At 71.8% G+C, this 21,532-nt stretch carries 23 protein-coding genes; 14 read left to right on the top strand and 9 right to left on the bottom strand.

Features of this window, described 5'->3' with window-relative positions; translation table 11 throughout:
• The first annotated feature begins 5 nt into the window (after window positions 1-5).
• From FHR37_RS28695 to FHR37_RS28705, 3 genes are all read left to right on the top strand, one after another.
• On the top strand, window positions 6-1,145 hold the full coding sequence (locus tag FHR37_RS28695; RefSeq protein WP_092886503.1) for a C40 family peptidase: 1,140 nt from the start codon (window positions 6-8) through the stop codon (window positions 1,143-1,145).
• Between the two features lie 229 nt (window positions 1,146-1,374).
• The gene (locus FHR37_RS28700; RefSeq protein ID WP_092886707.1) at window positions 1,375-1,797 is read left to right on the top strand and encodes a DoxX family protein; all 423 of its coding nucleotides are present in this window, start codon (window positions 1,375-1,377) and stop codon (window positions 1,795-1,797) included.
• A gap of 40 nt (window positions 1,798-1,837) precedes the next feature.
• Window positions 1,838-2,551 carry a class I SAM-dependent methyltransferase gene (locus FHR37_RS28705; RefSeq protein WP_092886501.1) on the top strand — a complete coding sequence of 238 codons (714 nt, stop codon included), beginning with the start codon at window positions 1,838-1,840 and terminating at the stop codon, window positions 2,549-2,551.
• Between the two features lie 24 nt (window positions 2,552-2,575).
• Here the strand turns inward: FHR37_RS28705 and FHR37_RS28710 are convergent, their stop codons facing one another.
• Genes FHR37_RS28710 through FHR37_RS28720 form a run of 3 tightly spaced genes read right to left on the bottom strand, consistent with a single transcriptional unit; the run spans window position 2,576 to window position 4,838 of the window.
• Window positions 2,576-2,860 (bottom strand): MoaD/ThiS family protein, encoded by a 285-nt coding sequence (locus FHR37_RS28710; protein WP_202818279.1) that lies wholly within the window; start codon window positions 2,858-2,860, stop codon window positions 2,576-2,578.
• A gap of 8 nt (window positions 2,861-2,868) precedes the next feature.
• Window positions 2,869-3,984 (bottom strand): WD40/YVTN/BNR-like repeat-containing protein, encoded by a 1,116-nt coding sequence (locus FHR37_RS28715; RefSeq protein ID WP_092886497.1) that lies wholly within the window; start codon window positions 3,982-3,984, stop codon window positions 2,869-2,871.
• 38 nt (window positions 3,985-4,022) lie between these two features.
• Window positions 4,023-4,838: a helix-turn-helix domain-containing protein gene (locus tag FHR37_RS28720; RefSeq protein WP_092886495.1), complete on the bottom strand. Its 816-nt coding sequence runs from the start codon at window positions 4,836-4,838 to the stop codon at window positions 4,023-4,025.
• 300 nt (window positions 4,839-5,138) lie between these two features.
• Between FHR37_RS28720 and FHR37_RS28725 the strand changes: the two genes are divergently transcribed.
• The 4 genes from FHR37_RS28725 to FHR37_RS28740 all read left to right on the top strand — a co-directional run bounded on the left by FHR37_RS28725 (window position 5,139) and on the right by FHR37_RS28740 (window position 8,746).
• Window positions 5,139-5,528, top strand: a complete 390-nt coding sequence (locus tag FHR37_RS28725) for an ArsR/SmtB family transcription factor (protein ID WP_092886493.1) — start codon at window positions 5,139-5,141, stop codon at window positions 5,526-5,528.
• A complete protein-coding gene (locus FHR37_RS28730) occupies window positions 5,525-5,974 on the top strand; it encodes an SRPBCC family protein (RefSeq protein ID WP_092886491.1) in 450 nt (149 codons plus the stop codon). The genes FHR37_RS28725 and FHR37_RS28730 overlap by 4 nt, the downstream gene beginning before the upstream one ends.
• Before the next feature lie 50 nt (window positions 5,975-6,024).
• The gene (locus tag FHR37_RS28735; protein WP_092886489.1) at window positions 6,025-6,507 is read left to right on the top strand and encodes a YybH family protein; all 483 of its coding nucleotides are present in this window, start codon (window positions 6,025-6,027) and stop codon (window positions 6,505-6,507) included.
• 136 nt (window positions 6,508-6,643) lie between these two features.
• A complete protein-coding gene (locus tag FHR37_RS28740; RefSeq protein ID WP_092886487.1) occupies window positions 6,644-8,746 on the top strand; it encodes a phosphocholine-specific phospholipase C in 2,103 nt (700 codons plus the stop codon).
• A 177-nt stretch (window positions 8,747-8,923) separates the two neighbouring features.
• On the opposite strand, the gene FHR37_RS28745 is transcribed toward FHR37_RS28740, so the two are convergent.
• Window positions 8,924-10,135, bottom strand: a complete 1,212-nt coding sequence (locus FHR37_RS28745; RefSeq protein ID WP_092886705.1) for a cytochrome P450 — start codon at window positions 10,133-10,135, stop codon at window positions 8,924-8,926.
• 226 nt (window positions 10,136-10,361) lie between these two features.
• Between FHR37_RS28745 and FHR37_RS28750 the strand changes: the two genes are divergently transcribed.
• From FHR37_RS28750 to FHR37_RS28765, 4 genes are all read left to right on the top strand, one after another.
• The gene (locus FHR37_RS28750; RefSeq protein WP_238344822.1) at window positions 10,362-11,237 is read left to right on the top strand and encodes a phytanoyl-CoA dioxygenase family protein; all 876 of its coding nucleotides are present in this window, start codon (window positions 10,362-10,364) and stop codon (window positions 11,235-11,237) included.
• 116 nt (window positions 11,238-11,353) lie between these two features.
• Entirely contained in the window at window positions 11,354-12,400 is a 1,047-nt protein-coding gene (locus FHR37_RS28755) for a Gfo/Idh/MocA family protein (RefSeq protein WP_237768988.1), read from the top strand.
• Between the two features lie 151 nt (window positions 12,401-12,551).
• Complete coding sequence (locus FHR37_RS28760; RefSeq protein ID WP_092886485.1) at window positions 12,552-12,809, top strand: acyl-CoA-binding protein; 258 nt, start codon at window positions 12,552-12,554, stop codon at window positions 12,807-12,809.
• A 22-nt stretch (window positions 12,810-12,831) separates the two neighbouring features.
• On the top strand, window positions 12,832-13,605 hold the full coding sequence (locus FHR37_RS28765; RefSeq protein WP_092886483.1) for an SDR family NAD(P)-dependent oxidoreductase: 774 nt from the start codon (window positions 12,832-12,834) through the stop codon (window positions 13,603-13,605).
• Here FHR37_RS28765 and FHR37_RS28770 read toward each other — a convergent pair.
• Entirely contained in the window at window positions 13,602-14,102 is a 501-nt protein-coding gene (locus FHR37_RS28770) for an NUDIX domain-containing protein (RefSeq protein ID WP_092886482.1), read from the bottom strand. The genes FHR37_RS28765 and FHR37_RS28770 overlap by 4 nt on opposite strands.
• A gap of 82 nt (window positions 14,103-14,184) precedes the next feature.
• Here FHR37_RS28770 and FHR37_RS28775 point away from each other — a divergent pair, with 82 nt between their 5' ends.
• Both FHR37_RS28775 and FHR37_RS28780 read left to right on the top strand, forming a co-directional pair.
• Window positions 14,185-14,832, top strand: a complete 648-nt coding sequence (locus FHR37_RS28775; protein ID WP_092886480.1) for a TetR/AcrR family transcriptional regulator — start codon at window positions 14,185-14,187, stop codon at window positions 14,830-14,832.
• The gene (locus FHR37_RS28780) at window positions 14,825-15,214 is read left to right on the top strand and encodes a TraR/DksA family transcriptional regulator (protein ID WP_092886478.1); all 390 of its coding nucleotides are present in this window, start codon (window positions 14,825-14,827) and stop codon (window positions 15,212-15,214) included. The genes FHR37_RS28775 and FHR37_RS28780 overlap by 8 nt, the downstream gene beginning before the upstream one ends.
• A gap of 13 nt (window positions 15,215-15,227) precedes the next feature.
• Here FHR37_RS28780 and FHR37_RS28785 read toward each other — a convergent pair whose 3' ends face one another.
• Window positions 15,228-15,938 (bottom strand): response regulator, encoded by a 711-nt coding sequence (locus tag FHR37_RS28785; RefSeq protein WP_269086097.1) that lies wholly within the window; start codon window positions 15,936-15,938, stop codon window positions 15,228-15,230.
• Window positions 15,939-15,963: 25 nt separating this feature from the next.
• Window positions 15,964-17,208: a sensor histidine kinase gene (locus tag FHR37_RS28790; protein WP_237768987.1), complete on the bottom strand. Its 1,245-nt coding sequence runs from the start codon at window positions 17,206-17,208 to the stop codon at window positions 15,964-15,966.
• A gap of 156 nt (window positions 17,209-17,364) precedes the next feature.
• Here FHR37_RS28790 and FHR37_RS28795 point away from each other — a divergent pair, with 156 nt between their 5' ends.
• On the top strand, window positions 17,365-19,578 hold the full coding sequence (locus tag FHR37_RS28795; protein ID WP_092886476.1) for an MMPL family transporter: 2,214 nt from the start codon (window positions 17,365-17,367) through the stop codon (window positions 19,576-19,578).
• Here FHR37_RS28795 and FHR37_RS28800 read toward each other — a convergent pair whose 3' ends face one another.
• Window positions 19,579-20,241: a response regulator transcription factor gene (locus tag FHR37_RS28800; protein WP_092886474.1), complete on the bottom strand. Its 663-nt coding sequence runs from the start codon at window positions 20,239-20,241 to the stop codon at window positions 19,579-19,581.
• Window positions 20,238-21,404, bottom strand: a complete 1,167-nt coding sequence (locus FHR37_RS32165) for a sensor histidine kinase (RefSeq protein ID WP_092886472.1) — start codon at window positions 21,402-21,404, stop codon at window positions 20,238-20,240. Before FHR37_RS32165 ends, FHR37_RS28800 begins: the two co-directional genes overlap by 4 nt.
• Between the last annotated feature and the right edge of the window lie 128 nt (window positions 21,405-21,532).

Below are 21,532 nucleotides of genomic sequence, written 5' to 3' on the forward strand. Positions count from 1 at the left end.
CGCCTGTGACAACCCGCAGGGCCCGTTCAGGGCGCGCGTTGTTCGTCGTCGGCACCACCACCGCGACGTTGGCCGCCCTGGTCGCGCTCCCCGGCTCGAGCAGCTACGCCGACCCGTCCACGCGCAGCATCGGCGAGGTGCGCCAGCAGGTCGACGCGCTCTACGAGAAGGCCGAGAAGGTCACCGAGCAGGCCAACGAGCTCGGCGACAAGATGACGGCCATCAACCGCCGGGTCCGCACCCTCGACGCCGACGTCACCCGCCAGCAGCAGCGCGTGAGCGCTCTGCGTGGCGACATCGGCCAGTTCGCCGCGGCTCAGTACCGCGCCGGCAACGTCGACATGACCGCCCAGCTCGCGGTCTCCAAGAACCCGAACGAATACCTCGCCCGGATGCGCACGGTCAAGGTCGTGGACGCACAGCAGGGCGACATGCTCCGGCAGCTGCAGGAGGGCCAGAAGCGGCTCGCCGAGCAGCGCGCGGCCCGGTCGGCGGAGCTCGCGAGCTACCGCGAGGCCAAGAGCCAGGCCGACGCCCGCCGGAAGACCGCGGTGCGCAACGCCGCCGAGGCGAAGGCGCTGCTCGAACGCCTCACCGCCGAGCAGAAGCGGCGCATCGCGGCCGCCGAGCGCGCGGCCCAGGAGAAGGCTGCCCGCGAGCAGGCCGCGCGGGATCGGGCACAGTCCCGTTCGAACCGCAGCACCGGCGGCGGTGGCCGCAGCACGCCGAAGACCGACATCCCGTCCAACCCGGGTCCGGCACCCGCGCCCGCACCTGCACCCGCGCCTTCCGGCAGCGGCCGCGGCGCGACCGCCCTGGCGTTCGCCAAGGCCCAGCTCGGTGAGCCGTACGTCTTCGGTGCGGACGGCCCCAACAGCTGGGACTGCTCCGGCCTCACCATGGGCGCGTGGAGAGCGGCCGGGGTCTCCCTGCCACACTCGTCGCGCTCGCAGTACGCCATCTCGACCAAGATCTCCAAGTCCCAGCTGCAGATCGGTGACCTGGTGCTCTTCTACAGCGACCGTCACCACGTGGGCATCTACGCGGGCAACGGCATGGTCATCCACGCGCCGCGCCCCGGCAAGACGGTCGAGTACATCAAGATGAAGTACATGCCCTACGCCGGAGCGGTGCGGCCCGGCTAGGCCGCGCACCTCTCCGCGCCCCCCGAACCACGACAGGCGTTGATGCCGGAACCCCCCGCTGGCGTCAGCGCCTGTCGTGCTGTCCACGAACATCTGCGTTCCGTTCCCCTTCGGTCACCCTGCGACTGCCGCAGCGATGACTTCCGGCGACGTCGACGGTCCTTACACCGACACGTTCGGACCGCCACCGCCCGGCCACAACCGGGTCGCCCGAAGGGGAACGCACCTCATGACCACGCACGAAGTCCGCTCCACCGCCGCTCCGCACCGCTCCCGCGCACTCACCATCACCCTGTGGGTTCTTCAGGTTCTGCTGGCTGCCTTCTTCCTGTCCGTGGCGTACTCGAAGCTGTCCGGCGACCCGGCGCAGGTGGAGGGCTTCGAGGCCCTCGGGTTCGGCCAGTGGCTCCGCTACCTCACCGGCGCGTGTGAGCTCGCCGGCGCGATCGGTCTGCTGATCCCGCGGCTGTGCGGGCTCGCCGCGATCGCCCTGGTCGGTCTGATGGTCTGCGCCACGCTCACCAACCTGTTCCTGATGCCCGGCATGGCCGCGATGGCGATCCTCACCGTGGCGCTGGGCATCCTCATCGCGTTCGTCGCGTGGGCGCGATGGGCGGACACCAGGGAGCTACTCGCCGGGTTGCGTCGTTGATCGAACGAGGAGTGCAGCCGAGCGAGAGGGAGTGGGCCGGATGGACGTACGACGGCGTGAGGGTTACCACGGGACCGGACCGGGCGCGATCACCCCGGACGGCTGCGCGGTGGAGCTCTACAGCAGGATCCCGGTGGACGACTCGCCCGAACTCATCGCCCGTTCGGTGCCACCCGGCGCCGCGATCCTCGAGCTCGGCTGCGGCGTCGGCCGGATGACCCACCCGCTGCTCGCGCACGGGTTCGCGGTGACCGCCGTGGACGAGTCCCCGGAGATGCTGGAACGCGTCCGTGAAGCGCGCACCGTGCTCAGCCCGATCGAGACGCTGGACCTCGGCGAGCGCTTCGACGTCGTGCTGCTGGCGTCGTTCCTGGTCCACGCCGGCTCCGAGGACGTACGGCGGGGGATGCTGGCGACCTGCCTGCGGCACGTCGCGCCGGGCGGATGCGTGCTGATCCAGCGGGAGGGCCGCAGCTGGCACGACGAGGTGCCGTGGGAGCGCCCGTTGCGCGACGGGGCCGGCGCCGAAGGGACGTTCCGGGTGGTCTCCTCCGAGCCGGTCGGCCCGGGGGTCAACTCCGTACACGCGGAGTACGCCTTCCCCGACGCGGTGTGGACGCAGACGTTCCTGTCCCGGCCGCTGTCCACGGAGCAGTTCGAGCAGGCGCTGGCCGAGGTGGGCCTGCGGGTGGACGCCTACCTCACCGACGACGGGATGTGGGTACGCGCCGTTCCCGCGGCGGCCGCACCTTAGGTCGTGCCCAAACGCACTGGCCCCTCAGCCGCCCGCCATGGCGCCGACCACCAGGAACGGCTCGGCGCCTTCGGCCACCTCGCCGGGCAACGGCTTGTCGGGGTCGTCGTGGGAGAGGTCCTGCTGGCAGGCGAAGAACCGGACGAACGCCCGCCGGCGTCGCGTCTTCGGGTCGCGGATCGTGCCCCGCAGCATCGGGTAGCGGGCCTCCAGCGCGTCCAGCACCAGCGCCTGGGTCGGCTCGCCCGGCACCTCCAGCCGCACCTCGCGGTCCGCCCCCGACAGGGAGCGCAGGTGCGCGGGGAGCACGACCCGGATCATGGCAGCGTCTGGACTTCGACGGACAGGACCGCCGGCAGGTCGCGCACGATCGGCGCCCAGTTGTCGCCGGCGTCGGCCGAGGCGTAGACCTGGCCACCGGTCGTACCGAAGTAGACACCGCAGGAGTCGAGGGAGTCGACCGCCATCGCGTCCCGCAGGACGTTGACGTAGCAGTGGCTCTGTGGCAGCCCCTTGGTCAGCGGCTCCCAGTCGTTGCCGCCGGTACGGCTGCGGTAGACGCGCAGCTTTCCCTCGGGCGGGAAATGGTGGGAGTCGCTGGTGATCGGGACGACGTAGACGGTCTCCGGCTCGTGCGCGTGGACGTCGATCGGAAAGCCGAAGTCGGTGGGCAGGTTGCCGCTGATTTCGTGCCACGAGTCGCCGGCGTCGTCGCTGCGCATCACGTCCCAGTGCTTCTGCATGTACAGCACGTCCGGGCGTGCCGGGTGCATCGCGAGGCGGTGGACGCAGTGGCCGACCTCGGCGTTCGGGTCGGGGATGCCCTCGGACTTCAGGCCGCGGTTGATCGGCTGCCAGGTCTTGCCGCCGTCGTCGGTGCGGAACGCCCCTGCGGCGGAGATGGCCACGAAGATCCGCTCGGGGTCGGTGGGGTGCAGCAGGATCGTGTGCAGGCACATGCCGCCGGCGCCGGGCTGCCAGTGGGATCCGGAGCCGTGGTTGCGCAGGCCGGCCACCTCCGACCAGGACTGCCCGCCGTCGGTCGTACGGAACAACGCGGCGTCCTCGACTCCGGCGTAGACGGTGTCGGGGTCGGTCGGCGAGGGCTCGAGGTGCCACACCCGGGCGAACTCCCACGGGTGCGGGGTGCCGTCGTACCACTGGTGGGTGCCGGGAGTGCCGTCGTAGCTGAAGTCGTTGCCGACCGGCTGCCAGGACTTTCCGCCGTCGTCGGAGCGCTGCATCACCTGGCCGAACCAGCCTCCGGACGGGGCGGCGTACAGCCTGTTGGGGTCGGCGGGTGACCCCTTCACGTGGTAGGTCTCCCAGCCGGGGAAGTGCGGGCCGCTGACGTCCCAGTCTTCGCGCCGGCCGTCGGAGGTGAGGATGAAGGCGCCCTTGCGGGTGCCGACCAGAACGCGTACGCCGCTCACTGTGTGCTCCTTCGTCGCGGCCCGCGCCGCGCAGCTGTCTACCCTGCGATCCCCGAGGTCAAGCTAGCGGTCCGACCGGCCGCCGTCTTCTCCAATCTTGCGCTTCCGCAGGCCAGTGGGGGTAGCGCCACGACGACGGGCGCCGACCAGGACGGCGTGAGGTCGAGGTGGACGTCGCGGCGGACCGGCGGGGCGGCCGCCGTCACCCGCACCGGCCACGGCGAGTGACCGGTGACGCCACGCTCGGGGAGCAGTTGCCCCAGGGGGTCGGCGCGTCCGGGCAGCGCGGAGGCGAGCAGCCAGTAGCTGCCGGGCGGGATGCCGGTGAGGACGAAGCCGCCGCTGTCGTCGAGCAGGGCGCCGCTGACCGGCGTACCGCGTGGGGCGCGCCGGGCGAAGACGCCGACGTAGACCGCGGCCGACCCGCCCAGCGCGGCCATGGCGCCGGGGCTGAGGTGGGCGACGCCGGTGACCACGCCGCCGTTCCGGTCGCCGCCGGGCCGGCTCACCGGTCGCGGCGACCCGGCGGCCAGCGTGTCGGGGATCCGCCGGAACTCGCCCGGACCGACGCCGACCGAGGCCGCGAACCGGCTGGTGAACGTGCCCACGGAGGTGAAGCCGACCGCGAAGCAGACGTCGATGATGCGTTCGTCGCCGTCGAGCAGCAGGCGCTTGGCGTGCTGGAAGCGGTGCGCGCCGACGAACTGGCCCGGCGGGAGGCCGAGGTGGCGTTCGAAGATCCGGGAGAGGTGGAACGGGCTGTAGCCCACGTGGTCGGCGACGTCGCCGAGGCGGATCGGCTCGGTGGCATGCGCGGCGAGGAAGCGTGCCGCCTGGACCGCGACCTCGTGCATCGCCTCGCACCGCCGTACTGCGTGGGAACGCCGTTCGTGTCGGCCGGACTGTCGATGAGCCGGACCGGCGGGCCCACCCTAGAGGATGGGCCCGGCCGGCTCCAGCACCTTGGCTACACCGTTGCCGACCCTCCCCGGGTAGTTGCAGGCGCTGGCCAGGCCGACTATATCGAACAGACGTTCGAACCGCTACTGGACGCCCCGTGCTGCCTGGCCGAATCCGAGAGTCGTCGAAGTCGCCGCCATGGAAACTTAAGCGAAGACTTGAGCTGCTCTTCCGAGGCTCGTATTGTTAAGTGCATGCTTAACGATGAGCCGACGGCCGCGGACGAGGTGTTCCACGCCCTGGCCGATGCCAACCGCCGGGCGATCATCGAGCGGCTGACCCGCGGCCCGGCCACGGTGAGCGAGCTGGCGCGGTTCCTCGGCGTGACGGTGGCCGCCACGGTCCAGCACCTGCAGGTACTGCAGGCGAGCGAGCTGGTCCGGTCGGAGAAGGCCGGCCGGGTCCGCACCTGCCGGCTGGACCCGTCCGGCCTGCGGCGCGCCGAGGAGTGGCTGCGCCATCGGCGTACGACGTGGGAGCGCCGCCTGGACCGCCTCGGCGACGTCCTCGGCGAGAGCCCGCCCGAGCACGCCTCGACCCAGACGAAGACGACAGACGGCACCCCTGAGGAGACCGGATCATGACCGAGCACTCGGTGAAGCACAGCACCTTCACGCTGGAGCGGACCTACTCCGCCCCGCCCGCGAAGGTGTTCGCGGCGTGGGCCGATCGCGACACGAAGGCGAAGTGGTTCGCCGCCGCCGACTCCGGCTACACCCTCGACTTCCGCGTCGGCGGCACCGAGGCCGCCCACGGACACACCGACGACGGGCAGGAGATCCTCGCCGAGTCGGTCTATCGCGATATCCTCGGCGGCGAGCGCATCGTCTACTCCACCGTGCTGTACGGCCGTGGCGTGCCGGCCACCGTGTCGGTGACCACCGTCGAGTTCGTGCCCGACGGCACCGGTACGCGGCTCGTCCTCACCGAACAGGGCACCTTCCTCGACGACCGGGAACACCCCGACTGGCGTGAGCAGGGCACCGGCGACTGGCTGGACGCCCTCGGCCGCGAACTCGGCCGGTCCTGACCGGCGATCACCTCCGTCCTCGCTTCCCCCATCGCAGAAGGGAGTTCACCATGTCCCCGACGTCCAGAGCATCCAGAACATCCACAGAACGCGGTACGAACGACCCGAACGCGGAAGCCGAGATCCGCGAGCTGTTCGAGGCTCGCACCCGGGCCGTCGCCGGGAAGGACGCCGCGACGCTCGCCGCGGCGAACGACCCGGACGTCGTGGTGTTCGATGCCGTGGCCCCGTTCGTCCATCGGGGTGCCGATACGGCTGCCCGCAAGCAGGAGTGGTTCGCCGCGTACCGCACCGGCATCGGTCACGAGATCCGCGACCTGGAGATCACCGCGGGCGCCGACCTCGCCTTCTGCCACTTCCTGGTCCGCATCAGCGGCACCATGGTCGACGGCACCGAGGTCGGCATGTGGGTGCGCGCGACCAGCTGCCTGCGCAGGCGCGACGACGGCTGGAAGATCGTGCACGAGCACGCCTCGGTGCCCTTCGACGCCGAGACCGGCAAGGCGGTGGTGACCGGCGACCTACCGGGGTGAGGAGTAGGCCGAGGAGAAGTACAGCGCTCGCGTCCCGCGACGTCGCGACGTCGGGACGCCGGGACGTCACCAACCGGCCACCACGGGATCGGCCGCCGTTGGCGACAGGTGCACCGAACGCGACGACACTGCGTGCGTGACCCAACTCTCTCGTCGCCGCCTGCTCGGTTCGGCCGCGGCCACCACGGCCGGTGCCGGCCTCGCGTCCGTGCTGCCGCCCTCCCTCCACCGTGCGATGGCCGCGCCGATGCGGCCGGGCGGACTGAAGGCCGTCGAGCACGTCGTCGTACTCATGCAGGAGAACCGGTCCTTCGACCACTACTTCGGCACGATGCGCGGAGTTCGCGGGTACGGCGACCGCACGCCGCTGGTGCTGCCGAGTGGCCGTCCGGTGTCGTACCAGCCGCGACCCGGTGGCGGTGAGGTGTTGCCCTTCTCCGTAAGGGAAGGCGCCGAACGCGCGCACCGCGACCCGTCCGACATCCAGTACCTCGGTGCGCTCGACCACAGCTGGCCGGGGAGCACGCAGGCCTGGGCGGGCGGCTGGTACGACGACTGGGTGGCGGCGAAGACCGAGGCCACCATGGCGTACTACGAGCGGCGCGACATCCCGTTGCAGTACGAGCTCGCGGACACCTTCACCCTCTGCGACGCCTACCACTGTTCGGTGTTCGGCTCCACCAACCCGAACCGCAACTACCTGTGGAGCGGCACGGTCGGCTTCGAGCCCGGCACCGAGGAGCGGGCGGTCACCAACGCGGCGTACGACTACGACCACCCGGGTTATGAGTGGACGACGTACCCCGAACGACTGGAGGCCGCCGGCGTCTCCTGGCAGATCTACCAGGAGTGGGACAACTTCACCGACAACGCGGTGGAGTACTTCCGTACGTTCAAGCGGGTGGGCGCGAAGGCGCTCGCCGCGGTGGAGGAGAAGTTCCGGACCACCGAGGAGCTGTACTTCGCGCTGTTCGACCGACCCGAGGCGGAGCGGCGGAAGCTGCTGGACCAGCTGGCCACCGGGCGTGCGAGCCTCACGCCCGCCGAACGGCGGTTGTTCGACCGGGCGCTGTACCGCAGCGAGCCGGAGAGCCTGGTGCCCCGGCTGCGTGCCGACATCGCCGCCGGCCGGCTGCCGAAGGTGACCTGGCTGGTGCCGTCCGCGGTCGACTCCGAGCATCCCGGCTCCTCGACCCCGGTCGGTAGCGCCAACCTGATCCACGACGTGCTGGACGCGCTCGCCGCCGACGTGGACACCTGGTCCAGGACGGTGCTGTTCGTCAACTTCGACGAGAACGACGGCTACTTCGACCACGTGCCGCCGCCGGTGCCGCCACGTCCGGAGTCCGGCAACGGCGACGACTGGTACGACGGCCGGCCGATCGGGCTCGGCCCGCGGGTGCCGATGACGGTGGTCTCGCCCTGGACGATCGGCGGGCACGTCGACTCCGAGACCTTCGACCACACGTCGGTGCTGCGGTTCCTCGAGCGCTGGACCGGCGTACGGGAACCCAACATCAGCACCTGGCGGCGCACGGTCTGCGGCGACCTCACCTCCGCGTTCGACTTCGCCCGGCCGGGCCGGGCACCACGGCTCGACCAGCCCGGGCCGGTGCCCGCGCCGATCGATCGCTGGCACCCGCAGGCGCCCGCGGACCAGTCGGTGCCGCCGCAGGAACCGGGCCGCCGGCCGGCGCGGGCACTGCCGTACCGCCCGGCCGTCCGCACCCGGCTCGAGGGCGGCGGCCGGCTCGCGCTGACTTTCACCAACGAGGGAACGGCCTCCGCGCACTTCACGATCTATCCGTACGCCGGAGAGTTCGGCCAGCCGCTCCACCTCGACGTGCTCGGTAGCCACGTCGAACAGGTGCAGGTGGCCGGCGGGCGGTACCGGCTGGGCGTGCAGGGGCCGAACAGGTTCTGGTACGAGCTCGCCGGGACGGTCGCGGGCGCGGCCGCCGGGGTCGACGTGCGGGTCGCCGAGCAGCCCGGCCACGGGTCGCGCCTTCGCCTGTTGCTGAACAACGCGAGCGGGACCGCGGTGACCCTTCGGCTGCGGGCGCTCGACCACGGTGACTCCGACCGGACTGTCCGGCTGGCCGCCAGAAGCCGCCGGCCGGTGGAGTGGCCGACCGACGACGGGTGGTACGACCTGGAGGTGCGGGCGGTGGAGGACCCGGCGTTCCGACGCCGGCTCGCCGGCCGGATCGAGGACGGACGGGCGGGACGGACCCCCTGATCGCCCCGTCAGCACCGTCAACCTGGACTTGCAGTCGTTCTATCGCGCCTTCGCCGACGCCGCACTGCGGTCGATCGGCCCTGAAGCCTCAAGGGGGTTCTGGCCACCCGGCGTTTACCCACTTCGCCGGATCACGGCACTCACCCGCGCTGATCCGGGTAGCAGGACACCCGTGCCTCAGCGGGAGCTGAGCAGGAGTGGGAGTGTCCGTACGCCGGTGAGGTTCGGGGACGGCAGGAAGGTCGGCGGCTCGTCCGGGTCGGTCCGCAGCTGCGGGAACCGGTCCAGCAGGATGTTCAGCGCGACCCGTCCCTCCAGCCGGGCGAGCGGTGCCCCGATGCAGAAGTGGATGCCGCGCCCGAACGCCAGATGCGGATTGGGGTCGCGGCCGGGATCGAAGACGTTCGGGTCGGTGAACTGCCGCGGGTCCCGGTTGGTCGCCGCGAGCACCACCATCACCATCTCCCCGGCGGGGATCTGTGTCCCACCCACAGCGACGTCGGTCGTGGTCACCCGGGCGAGGGCGGCGAACGGGCTGAGGAACCGCAGCGACTCCTCGATGGTGGCCGGGACCAGGGACCGGTCGGCGCGTACCCGCGCGGCGATGTCCGGGTGGGCGTCCAGGCACAGCACCGTGTTGCCGAGCAGCATGGTGGTGGTGATGTGCCCGGCGATCAGCAGCACGTTGGCGAAGTTGACCACCGCCGCGTCGCTGAGCCGCTCGCCGTCCACCTCGGCCTCGACGAGCTTGGTGAGCAGGTCCTCACGCGGGCGGCGGCGGCGCTCCGCGGCGTGCTCGCCGAGGTAGTCGGTGAGGTGGTGCAACTGCTCGAAAGCCCGGTCCACGGCGCGCTGCTGCTGCTCGCTCGGCTCCACCAGGGAGAACTGCTCGGAGCTGTTGAACGCGCCGTCCACCCACTGCTTGAACAGGTGCCGGTCGCTGCTGGGAACGCCGAGGAGTTCGGCGATGACGATGACCGGAAGCGGATAGGCGAGGTCGGCGACCAGCTCCATCCGGCCGGCAGCCCGGTCCGCACTCCGGTCGGCCGCCGCCTGGTCGAGGAGTGCGTTGGTGATCTCGGCGATGCGGGGCTCGAGGTCGGCGACGACCTTCGGGGTGAACGCGTGGCTGACCAGCTTGCGCAGCTTGTGGTGCTCCGGCGGGTCCATCGTCGGCAGGTTGCCCTCGACGAAGTCCTGGCGGGGTACGAAACGGCTGGTGTCGGAGGAGAACGTCTGCGGGTCGGCGAGGATGTGTACGGCCTCGGGATAGCCGTAGACCTTCCAGAACCCCAGTTTCTCGGCGTACTCCACCATGGCCGGCGGTGCCTGACCGTGTAGCCAGAACTGGTCCGGATGGGTCGCCCAGGTGTCCGCGACTGTGGTCATCGTTCCCCCGATGTGGTCCACGTTCCCGTCGTCGGCGCGTCGCCAGGCCCGTTGTCGGCCCGGTCGTCAGCCCGTCGTCCGTACGGCCTCCGACCAGCGTCCGCCCCCAGCCGGCGACGGTCAACGGCCGCCGGTCCCTGCCGCCCGAATCTCGTCCGATCCCTGAACTCCGCTTGACAATTCCGGCGCCCCCGCGACACGTTCGCATAAGGCGTAACCGGAACAGATGCGGCAGTGTGTGGTCCGCGATCACAACACGCCGCCGCGCCGCCGCGAACAGGGTCAGGAGATCCTCAGCATGCTGACGCAGGAGCAGGTGGCGCGCTTTCGCGCCGACGGGTTCGTGAAGGGTTCGCGGGTGCTCGACGACGCCGAGGTCGACGAGCTGCGCGCGGAGATGGAACGCGTCATCGACCAGCGCGACCGCACCGACGTGCCGAAGCCGGTCCAGCTCGCCAACCTCGGGACCGACGAGCGGCCCATCTGGCAGATCGTGAACATCTGGCAGGCCAGCTCGGCGTTCGACCGGCTGATCCACAACCCGAAGATCACCGAGGAGCTGGCCCAGCTCAGCGGTGCGGGGGAGCTGCGCGTCTGGCACGACCAGATCCAGTACAAGCCGGCCGAGCAGGGTGGCCTGCTGCACTGGCACCAGGATGCCCCGCTGTGGCCGATCCTGACTCCGGACACCCAGGTCACCGCCTGGGTCGCGCTGGACGACGTGGACGAGACGAACGGCTGCATGAGCATGGTCCGCGGCTCCCACCTGTGGGGCGACCAGATGGACTTCCTGCGGCGCACCGAGGACGACCCGGCCCTGCCCGAGACGTACGACGGAAAGCCGGTCGAGGTGGTCCTGCGCCCGGTCGCCAAGGGCGAGGTGCACTTCCACCACTCGCTGACCTGGCACGGCTCCCACGGCAACACCAGCAACCGCCCGCGCCGGGCGATCGCGGTGCACGTGATGGGCGACGACACCCGTTACGCCGCCGGCGGGGACCACATCATGAAGAAGTTCGTCACCGTCGGCGACGGCGAGCTGATGACCGACGACGCGTTCCCGGTCGTGTGGTCACGCGCCGCTTCGCCGGCCTCACGGTAGGACGACCGGCCCGCCGGCGACCTGCCCCTCCGTAGCCGTGCCCTGACGGGGCGCCGAGCCCCTGTCCGTTAACGGATAAGGGTTCCGCCCCGTCCGGGTCGGTGTGGAAGGGTCGGATGCGGACAACAGGATCCGCACCGCTGGGAGGCATGGACGTGAGCAGGCTGAAGGTCGCTGTGGTCGGTTGTGGAGGTGCGGCGACCGGACACGCGCTGGGACTGGCCAACCTCGCCGACTTCGAGATCGTGGCATTGGTCGACCCGAGTGAGCGCAACCTCGCGAGCTTCCGCACCCGGGTGCCCGCAGTCGCCGACGTGCCGGCGTACGCCGACGTGGAGCAGCTGTACGACGCCGGGGTCGAGGTGGAGGCGCTCACCGTGGTGACCCCCCACACCCTGCACCACCCGATCGTGATGGGCGCGATCAAGCGCAACCTGCACGTGCTGTGCGAGAAGCCGCTCACCTGCGACCCGGCGCACGCGCGGGAGATCGAGGCCGCCGCGGCGACCGCCGGTGTCACGGTGATGGTGCGCTACCAGCGGCGGTTCGACCCGGCGTACCGCTACATGCGCGACGTCATCGCCTCCGGTGAGCTCGGCGAGCTCCGGTCGATCATGGTCTCGGTGGGCCAGCGCTGGCTGAAGAACACCGTGGGCACCTGGCGGCAGGACCCCGCCCTGTCCGGCGGCGGGATGTTGATGGACTCGGGCTCCCACCTCGCCGACATGCTGCTGTGGCTGGTCGGCAAGCCGGTCGAGACCGTCTCCGCGCTGGTCGACAACGCCGGGTCGCCGGTCGACATCAACACCTCGGCGACGGTGTCGTTCGCCGGCGGTGTGCAGGGCCAGCTGCACGTGGTGGGCGACCTGGCCACCACCTGGATGGAGAACGTCGCCGTCTCCGGCACGAACGGCCTGCTGCGGTACGAGGCCGACCCGCAGCACCCGTGGCGTACCGGCAAGGTGACGCACTACCGCGGCGACGAGCTCGTGCAGCCGGTCAACCTCCCGGAGCCCCCGGAGATCCACGAGGCCCTGCTGGCCAGCATCCGCGGCGAGGCCGTCAACGAGGCACCTCCCGCCGCCGGGATCGCGGTCGCCGAGCTGAGCGAGGCGATCTACCGTTCGGCCGGCGAGGGCGGCGCCCGCGTCTCCGTCCGCTGACACCCTCATGACCCGCGCGCCGCGTGCGACGACGACCGGAGCGATCGGCCCGAACGATGGCCGGAACACGCCGGTCGACGTTGCGCGCGGCCGTGCCGGGGCATAGACCGGTAGAGCGGGACGACCACCGTCCCGCGCGGGGAGGTGCGCGATGAGTGACCTGGAGACGGACTTCACCGGTGCCGTGAAGGCGGTGGCCGCGCTCGGCGTGGACCCGGGCAACGACGTCAAGCTGCGGCTGTACGCGTTGTACAAGCAGGCGACGATCGGCGACGTGGACGGCAAGCGCCCCGGCTTCACCAATGTGGTCGGGCGGGCCAAGCACGACGCGTGGGAGTCGGTGCACGGGATGAGCTCGGCCGAGGCCAAGCAGGCGTACGTCGACCTCGCCTCCGGCCTGATCGGCTGACACTCTCGACGAGGAGTACGCGATGACTGGCGCCGGGCGGGTCGCACTGGTCACCGGGGGTGCCAGCGGAATCGGGCTGGCGACCGCCCGGCGGCTGGCCGGCGGCGGCGACCGCGTCGTCATCGTCGACCGCCGCGCCGAGGCCGGGGAGCAGGCCCGGGACGCGTTGCGCGCGGAGGGGCTGGACGTCACCTTCGCGGCCGCCGACGTCACCGTCGAGGAGGACGTCGTACGCGTGGTGCGTACGGCGGAGGAGCAGGCCGGCCCGATCGACGTCGTGGTCAACAACGCCGGGATCTTCGAGCCGGTGCGGTTCGTCGAGGCGCCCACGCCGGTCTGGCACCGTACGTTCGACGTGCTGGTGAAGGGCGCCTACCTCTTCTCCCGGGAGGTCGCCGCCCGGATGGTCGCCCGCGGCACCGGCGGCGTCATCGTCAACGTCTCCTCGATCAACGGCAACCGCGGGTTGGCGGAGTCCAGCCACTACAACGCGGGCAAGGGTGCGGTCGACCAGCTCACCCGATGCCTCGCGATCGAACTCGCCGACCACGGCATCCGGGTGAACGCGGTCGCGCCGGGCTTCGTGGACACCCCGATGTCGGTCGTGGACGGGGAGAACGAGCTGGAGAGCGAGGAGTTCCGGGCGGTCTACGTCCGGGGCGGGCGGATCCCGATGCGACGTGCCGGTACGGCAGCCGAGGTGGCCGACGTGGTGGCGTTCCTCGCCTCACCGGCCGCGGCGTACGTGTGCGGCGCGATCGTCCCGGTCGACGGCGGCCTGGCCGTGACGTTCTAGGAACGCTTGTCGTGCGGGAGCGTCGGGCCGGTGAAGCCGAAGCTGACGACGGGGTCGATGCCGCCGGCGCGCACGCGGTCCAGGACGAAGCGTTCGTGGGGTACGACCGGCTCGGGCAGGTCGTCCAGCGCGAACCACCGCAGGTCGGCGGTCTTGTCCGGCTCGACCAGTCGGGGCTCGCCGGTCCAGGTGCGGCACTGCAGGAAGAAGTCGACCCGTTCGTCGATCGGGTCGCCGGTACGGCCGGTGCGGTGCATGGCGGTGAGCGGCGTGAGGTCGGCCGGTTCGATCTTCACCGCGAGCTCCTCCTCGGCTTCCCGGCACGCCGCCTCGAACACCGACTCGCCGGCCTCGACGTGCCCGGCCGCGGCCATCGCCCAGTGGTCGTCCATGTAGCCGGTGCCCTGGCGTAGCTGAAGGAGCACCTGCTCGGTGCCGTCGACGGTGCGGAGGAACATCACGTACGCGGCGGGGACCACCTGGAATCGCTCGGTCACCTCGACACCGTACCGGTACGTGTTAGCGTCCTGGGCGACCGACCAATCACGGAGGCGACGTGCGAATCCCGGGTGCGCGAGGGTGACCGGCGGAGGTGGGCAGGCGTCCTCCGGCCGCGGTCAGGAGCCCTCCGGCCGCGGGCAGGCGTCCTCCGGAAGGGGCCAAGCCACCAAAACCAGGCTGCTGGACGCCGCCGCACAACTGGTCGGGGAGGTCGGCTGGGGTGCGGTCTCCACCCGGCTGGTCGCCGAGCGGGCCGGGGTCAACCCGGCGCTGGTGCACTACCACTTCTCCTCGGTGGCCGACCTGCTGCGCGAGGCGGTGATGCGTACGGCCCGCGAGATGGTCTTCCAGTTGGTGGACGTCCTGAGCCAGGCCGCCGACGTCCGCACCGGAGTGGACACGTTGTTCGGCTTCCTGCGGCCCTACACCGGCACCGACCCGGCGTCGCTGCTGATGGTGGAGGGCTTCCTCGCCGCCACCCGCGACGACGCCCTGCGCGCGGAGTTCGCCACCCTGATCGAGGAGATCCGGCAGCGGTTCGCCGACTGGCTGGCGGCATGCGGGCACCCCGACCCGATCGTGTCCGCCGGGGTGTTCGCGGCACTGATCGACGGACTGCTGCTGCACCGCGCGGTGCTGCCGGACATGGACTTCGAGGCGTACCAGCGAACCGTGACCAGGATGCTGTCGGCGGGCGTACCCGAGAAACGCGACCGGCATGAGTGACACCGGCATGGGTGACGCCGGGTTGCCGAGCGACGACCTGGCCGAGCTACGCGCCCTGGTGGAAGAGGACCGGGAACGCACCGCCGGGCGGCTGGCTTTCCTCACCCGCGACCTGACCGGCATCGTCGAGTCGGCCGCACTGGTGGCCACCGACGACGAGCACGACCCGGAGGGATCGTCCACCGCGTTCGAACGCGCACACGTGCAGGCACTGCTCGACCAGACTCACGAACACCTGCGTCAACTCGACCTTGCGCTGGACCGGATGGCCGCCGGGACGTACGGCAGATGCGAGCGCTGCGGGCGGCCCATCCCGGTCGAGCGCCTGCGGATCCGCCCCGCCACCACGACCTGCGTCACCTGCGCCGCGCGCACCCGCTGAGTTGTCGAGCCGGTCAGCTGCCGGCCGAGGGCTGCTCGCCCGGCCGCACCAGACCCGTTTCGTACGTCAGGATGACCGCCTGCACCCGGTCGCGCAGATGGAGCTTGGCGAGGAGCCGTTTCACGTGCGTCTTCACCGTCGACTCCTCCACGAACAACGTGCCCGCGATCTCGGCGTTGGACAGTCCACGGCCGACGAGCTCGAGCACCTCGCGTTCGCGAGGCGTCAGCGCGCGCAGCCTGCCGAGAGCCGCGGGATCGACCGGATGGCGTCCCTGGCTGGTCATCCGGTCGATGACGGTACGGGTGACGGCGGGGGACAGCAGGGACTCACCCGCGCCGACCGTGTGGATTCCGGCGATGAGGTGTTCGGGCCGGGTGCGCTTGAGCAGGAAGCCGGACGCGCCGGCGGCGAGCGAGCCGTAGACGTACTCGTCGTCGGAGAACGTCGTGAGCACGAGGATCCGCGTTTCGGGACCGGCCTCGACGATGGTGCGGGTGGCGGCGATGCCGTCGAGTTCCGGCATGCGTACGTCCATGAGCACGACGTCCGGGTGGAGCCGGCGGACCTGCTCGACGGCCTCCCGCCCGTTGCTCGCCTCGCCCACGACCTCGATCGTGTCGTCGGTGGACAGGACGGCACGAAGCCCGGCCCGCATCAGATCGTCGTCGTCGACCACCAGCACCCGCAGCGCGGCGCCCGGACCGCTCCCGTCGTCGTTCACCCGTTGCTCCCGTCGCTCTCGTTGCTCACCGGGCGCCCCCGTCGAAGGGCAGCAGGGCCGACAGCCGGAACGTGCCGTGGTCGGCGCCGGCCTCGAAGGACCCTCCGAGCAGGGTGGCACGTTCGCGCATCCCGATGATGCCGTGCCGGGTGCCCGGTGTGTGCGGTGCTCCGGTGACCGGCCCGTCGGAGGAAACGGCCGGCGCGGAGGCGAGGGCGCGTACGGATTCCGGGACGGGGTTCGTCACCGTGATCTCGATCGCGTCCGGCCTGTGCTCGACCACGGCGTGGGCGGTCCCGCTGCCGTGCCGGGCCGCGTTGGTGAGCGCCTCCTGCAGGATGCGGTAGGCGGCCCAGGCCACCCCGCGCGGCAGCGGCCGGGGCTCGCCGCGCACCTCGCTGGTGAGCGCCAACCCGTCGGAGCGTCGGCTGCTCAGCAGCTCGGCCAGGGCGCCCGGATCGGCGGGCGTCGGCGGAACGGCCGGGTCGTCCTCGCGTAGCGCGTGCACCAGCCGGTCGATCTCGGTGATCGTCGTACGGGCCACGTCCTCGATCGTCGCGATCGCCTGCCGGGAACCCGCCGGGTCGCGTTCCTGCAGCAGCCGGGCCGCGCCTGCCTGGACGAGGATCACGTTGATGGCGTGCCCGGCCGAGTCGTGCAACTCCCGGGCGATCCGGGTGCGCTCCTCCGCCACCGCGAGCCGGCGTTCGCGTTCGGTGTCGCGGACCGAACGCCGGGCCTGGTCCTCCAGCCCGGCAAGGCGTTCGCGCCGCAGCCGGGTCCGGTCCCCGGCGATCCACATGCCGGCGAAGATCGCGACCCACAGCAGCAGACCGGAAAGGATCGACTCGACGTTGACCCCCGCCAGCCAGTAGGCGAGCGTGATGAGCGGGACGAACGCCCCGATCGCGACCATCGCGACGATCCGCCGTTGCCGGCCCGCACCGCTGTAGGCGGTGGCCACCTCGTACGCCGCGATCAACACGCCCAGCGGAAGCTCGAACGGATAGCGCAGGTAGAGGAGCGTCACGGTGGCGAGGGCGGTCAGCAGGTAGACCGCGAGCGGCGCGAACCGGCGGGCGACCAGGGGGAGGGTGGCCAGCGCGCCGAGGACGACGGCGGTCGCGTCCAGCCCACGCGTGCCCGGGTCGGGAGTGCCGAACCCGCCGGAGGTGAGTACGCCCATCGAGACGACGAACGCCACCGCGGCGACCACGACGTCGATCGCCACCGTGGCGTAGGGGATCCGGACCCGGGTTCGTCGGAGCACCCGCCCAGCGTAGGTGGTCCCACCCGCCCGGCGGGTCCCTCGGCGGGAGCACTTTCCGTACCACCGTGGGGGTACGCGAGGACCCTCCCGCGGGGCGTTCCCGGTGAGTGCCCGGCGTTCGTAGCGTCGCCGCGTCACCACAGGAGGTGCGTAGCGATGGCTGAACAGCCGCGGGTCGAGTCCCGCATCCCTTCCCCGTCAGGGTCCTCGCCCGATTCGTCGCCCGATTCGTCCCCCGGCTCCCGGCCGGCCGGCCGCAGGGGCAGCGTCTTCGCACGGCTGGCCGGCTGGTCGGCGCGGCACCGATGGCGGGCTCTCGTGCTGTGGGCGGCCGTGCTCGTCGGGGCCACCGTGGCCGCCCAGGCGGTCGGATCGGCGTACCAGAACGACTTCTCGCTGCCGGGTACGGAGTCCCAGCAGGTGGCCGACCGGCTGGCCGCGGAGTCGCCGGTGCAGGCGGGCGGCACGATCTCGATCGTCGTGGAGGCCCCCGCCGGCATCGCGTCGGCCGGCACGAAGGTGCGGGTGACCCGGATGCTCGCCGCCGTCCGCGAACTGCCGCACGTGGCCGACGTCACCAGTCCGTACGCGGCGCGGTACGCGGTCGCCGACGACGGCACCATCGCCTACGCGACCGTGCTGCTGGACGCGCCCTCCCAGGAGGTGCCCGCCGAGGCGGTGCGGACGATCATCGACACCGCACAGCGGGCCGATGGTGCCGGTCTGAAGGTCGCGCTCGGCGGTGACGCGGTGCGTGGCGCGGAGGAGAGCGGTGGCGGTGCGGCCGAGGGGATCGGCCTGCTCGCCGCGCTGGTGATCCTGGTGCTGATGTTCGGTTCGGTGCTGGCCGCGAGCCTGCCGATCGTGATCGCGGTGTTCGCCGTCGGTGCGACCGTCGGTCTGGTCGCGCTCGCCTCGCACGTCGCCGTGGTGGCGGACTTCACCACGCCGTTGATGGTGCTGGTCGGGCTCGGCGTCGGGATCGACTACGCCCTGCTGATCTTCTCCCGGTTCCGGACCGAACTGCTGCGGGGTCTCGACCGTGACCAGGCGGCGCGGGCCGCCCTGGACACCGCCGGCCGGACGGTGTTCTTCGCCGGCGGCACGGTGATCATCGCCCTGATGGGGCTGGCGGTTCTCGGACTCGGATCCCTGCAGGGTGTCGCCGTGGCGGTCGCGCTCACCGTGCTGGTCACGATGCTCGCGTCGCTGACGTTGCTGCCTGCCCTGCTGGCCATCCTCGGCGGCCGGATCGAGCGCGCCGTACGCCGGCACGCCGCCCGGGCGAGGACGGCCGAGGGTGCGCGGTGGCGGCGCTGGTCCACCGCGGTGCAGCGGCGGCCGGTGCTCGCGATCGTGGTGCCGGTGGTCGCACTGATGGCCCTGTGCGTGCCGCTGCTCGACCTCCACCTCGGGTTCGCCGACGCCGGGAACGACCCGGCGACGAAGACCAGCCGACAGGCGTACGACCTGCTGGCGAAGGGATTCGGGCCCGGTGTCAACGGCCCCTTGCTGGTGCTCGCCGAGGGTGGCGAACCGGCCGCACAGGCCGCGCAGCGTGCCCTGGCGAACGCGGACGGCGTGGCCGAGGTGACCCCGCCGATGCCGGCGAAACGGGCAGGGGTGTCCACGTTGCTGGTCTTCCCGGACTCCAAGCCGCAGGACACCGCGACGGCCGACCTGGTGGACCGGCTGCGTACCGACGTCCTGCCCGACGTGGCGCGGGACACCGGCGCGACGTTCCTGGTCGGCGGTGCGACCGCGGCGGTGGCGGACTTCTCCACCGCTGTCAAGGACCGGTTGGCGCTGTTCGTGGGCGTGGTGGTCGGGCTGTCGGCCCTCCTGCTGATGCTGGTCTTCCGCTCGGTGCTGATCCCGGTGAAGGCGGCCGTCCTCAACCTGCTCAGTGTCGGCGCGTCCCTCGGCGTGGTCACGCTGGTCTTCCAGAACGGCTTCGCCGGTGGGCTTTTCGGCGTGGAGCCGGGCCCGGTGGAGGCGTTCGTCCCCGTGATGATCTTCGCCATCGTGTTCGGGTTGTCCATGGACTACGAGGTGTTCCTGCTCTCCCGCATGCACGAGGAGTGGGAGCGGACCGGCGACGCCTCCCACGCCATCAGCGAGGGCCTGGCCACCACCGCCCGGGTGGTGACCGCGGCGGCGGCGATCATGATCGTGGTCTTCGGGGCGTTCCTGCTCGATCCGGGCCGGATGCTCAAGCAGTTCGGGCTCGGCCTGGCGGTCGCGGTGTTCCTCGACGCCGTGGTCATCCGCTGCCTGGTGCTGCCGGCGGTGATGCAGGTGCTCGGCCCCCGCGCCTGGTGGCTGCCACGGTGGCTGCGCCGGCTCCCGCGGGTGACGATCGACCGATGATCAGCTCTGCCCGGGGCGGACGAGCCCGCTCTCGTAGGCGATCACCACCAGCTGCGAACGGTCGCGGGCGTTCAGCTTGGCCAGCAGCCGGCTGACGTAGGTGCGGGCGGTGTCCGGGCTCAGATGGAGAACGCTCCCGATCTCCGCGTTCGACCGCCCGGCGCCGACCTGCGCGAGAACGTCGCGTTCGCGGTCGGTGAGACCGTCGAGCCGGGCCGGATCCGCCACCGGCGACCGGGCCGCCGCGGCGAGCACCCGCCGGGTGACGGCCGGGGACAGCAGCGCGTCCCCGCCCGCCACCGTACGGACGGCATCGCGCAGAGCATCCGGCGCGGTGTCCTTGAGGAGGAAGCCGGCGGCCCCGGCGCGGATGGCCTCGAAGAGGTACTCGTCGTCGTCGAAGGTCGTCAGCATCACCACGCGGACGTCGCTCAGGTCGCGGTCGTCGAGGATCCGTCGCGTCGCCTCCAGCCCGTCGGTGCCGGGCATGCGTACGTCCATCAGAACGACGTCGGGTCGCTGCGCGCGGACGACGCCGAGCGCGGTCGCTCCGTCGCCCGCCTCACCGACGACGGCGATGTCCGGTGCGCGGTCGAGCAGGGCGCGCAGCCCGGTGCGGACGAGGTACTGGTCGTCGACCAGGACGACCCGGATCCCGGTCATGCCTCACCTCGGCTCAGCGGCAGGCGGACCCGCACCCGGAAGCCACCAGGCCCCGCGGATCCGCTGTCCGCACGGCCGGTCTCCACGGTCCCGCCGAGCAGCGCGACGCGCTCGGTCATGCCGCGCAGCCCCTGACCTTCCTTGCCTGGTTGGGAATTCGGGGGCATACCCCGTCCGTCGTCCACCACGTCCAGCGACAGCTGCCCGGCGGCGAGTGAGATCGTGACCGTCACCCTGGTGGCGAGGGCGTGCCGCAGGACGTTGGTCAGCGCCTCCTGCACGACCCGGTAGACGGTCGCGCCCACCACCGCCGGCAGCGCGTCGACGTCGCCGGTGACCGACAGGTCGACGGTCAGCCCACTTCGCCGTACGCCGTCCAGCAGCGCCGGCAGCCGGTCGATGCCGGGCGTCGGCTCGCGGGTGCCGGTGTCGCGCCGCAGCGTGCGCAGTGTCGCGCGCAACTCGGCCATCGCGCTGCCGCCGGCGGAGTGGATCGCGGCCAGCGCGGCCCTGGCGGGCTCGGACCGCCCGTCGGCCAGCGCCTCCTCGGCCACGGCGGACTGCAGGGTGATCACCGACATGGTGTGCCCGAGGGTGTCGTGGACTTCCCGGGCGATGCGCAGCCGCTCCGCCTCCACCTGTCGGGCGGCCTCGCGGAGGCGTTCCTCGTCGGCGGCCGCCGCCTGCCGGGTCAGCTCGGTCCGCAGGGCTCGGCGGTTGCGGACGGCGTCGCCGAGTGCGATCACGGCGACCATCAGCGCCGCCTCCGAGCCGAGTTCGAAGCCCACGACGACGGCCGGGTCGTCCCCTTCGACCAGGCGTACGGGGATCGAGACCGCGAGTAGGCCGCCGCCGACGATCGCGGCCGGCACCAGCCGGCCCCGTTCGGAGGCGGAGTAGAGCACGGCGGCGATCGGCGCGGCCAGCCCGACCGGCGGCAGATCCAGCGTGTAGTAGGCGAGGATGCCGGCCGCGGTGGCCAGCAGCGCGGGCACCGGCCACCCCCGGCCGAAGAGGATCACCACCGCGAACCCGAGCGCGAAGCAGTACGCCGGCACCGCCCTGGCAGGGGTCTCGTGCGCGGTCGCCGCGGCCGCCGCGACCAGGCAGAAGGTGGCGGCGGCGAGGAGCGCGTCGGTGCGGGTGGGCTGGGTTGCCGGCACGCAAGTGAGCGTAGACCGGCGCGGGCGGCGGCCACAGTCGCCGCCGGGCGTCAGGTCCGGGTGCCCGCGTACGTCGAGAAGCGACCCGTGATCGCGCTGTCACGCGGCAGACCGCCGGCCCCTGCCGA

The sequence above is a fragment of the Actinopolymorpha cephalotaxi genome (genome assembly GCF_013408535.1).
GTDB lineage: Bacteria > Actinomycetota > Actinomycetes > Propionibacteriales > Actinopolymorphaceae > Actinopolymorpha > Actinopolymorpha cephalotaxi.

What these genes read in the sequence shown, in the direction of transcription:
- FHR37_RS28760 (WP_092886485.1), top strand. Translation starts at nt 12,552, where the DNA reads ATGAGTGACCTGGAGACGGACTTCACCGGTGCCGTGAAGGCGGTGGCC.
- FHR37_RS28730 (WP_092886491.1), top strand. Translation starts at nt 5,525, where the DNA reads ATGACCGAGCACTCGGTGAAGCACAGCACCTTCACGCTGGAGCGGACC.
- FHR37_RS28750 (WP_238344822.1), top strand. Translation starts at nt 10,362, where the DNA reads ATGCGGCAGTGTGTGGTCCGCGATCACAACACGCCGCCGCGCCGCCGC.
- FHR37_RS28800 (WP_092886474.1), bottom strand. Translation starts at nt 20,241, where the DNA reads ATGACCGGGATCCGGGTCGTCCTGGTCGACGACCAGTACCTCGTCCGC.
- FHR37_RS28725 (WP_092886493.1), top strand. Translation starts at nt 5,139, where the DNA reads ATGCTTAACGATGAGCCGACGGCCGCGGACGAGGTGTTCCACGCCCTG.
- FHR37_RS28745 (WP_092886705.1), bottom strand. Translation starts at nt 10,135, where the DNA reads ATGACCACAGTCGCGGACACCTGGGCGACCCATCCGGACCAGTTCTGG.
- FHR37_RS28765 (WP_092886483.1), top strand. Translation starts at nt 12,832, where the DNA reads ATGACTGGCGCCGGGCGGGTCGCACTGGTCACCGGGGGTGCCAGCGGA.
- FHR37_RS28755 (WP_237768988.1), top strand. Translation starts at nt 11,354, where the DNA reads ATGCGGACAACAGGATCCGCACCGCTGGGAGGCATGGACGTGAGCAGG.
- FHR37_RS28705 (WP_092886501.1), top strand. Translation starts at nt 1,838, where the DNA reads ATGGACGTACGACGGCGTGAGGGTTACCACGGGACCGGACCGGGCGCG.
- FHR37_RS28735 (WP_092886489.1), top strand. Translation starts at nt 6,025, where the DNA reads ATGTCCCCGACGTCCAGAGCATCCAGAACATCCACAGAACGCGGTACG.
- FHR37_RS28780 (WP_092886478.1), top strand. Translation starts at nt 14,825, where the DNA reads ATGAGTGACACCGGCATGGGTGACGCCGGGTTGCCGAGCGACGACCTG.
- FHR37_RS28720 (WP_092886495.1), bottom strand. Translation starts at nt 4,838, where the DNA reads ATGCACGAGGTCGCGGTCCAGGCGGCACGCTTCCTCGCCGCGCATGCC.
- FHR37_RS28700 (WP_092886707.1), top strand. Translation starts at nt 1,375, where the DNA reads ATGACCACGCACGAAGTCCGCTCCACCGCCGCTCCGCACCGCTCCCGC.
- FHR37_RS28795 (WP_092886476.1), top strand. Translation starts at nt 17,365, where the DNA reads ATGGCTGAACAGCCGCGGGTCGAGTCCCGCATCCCTTCCCCGTCAGGG.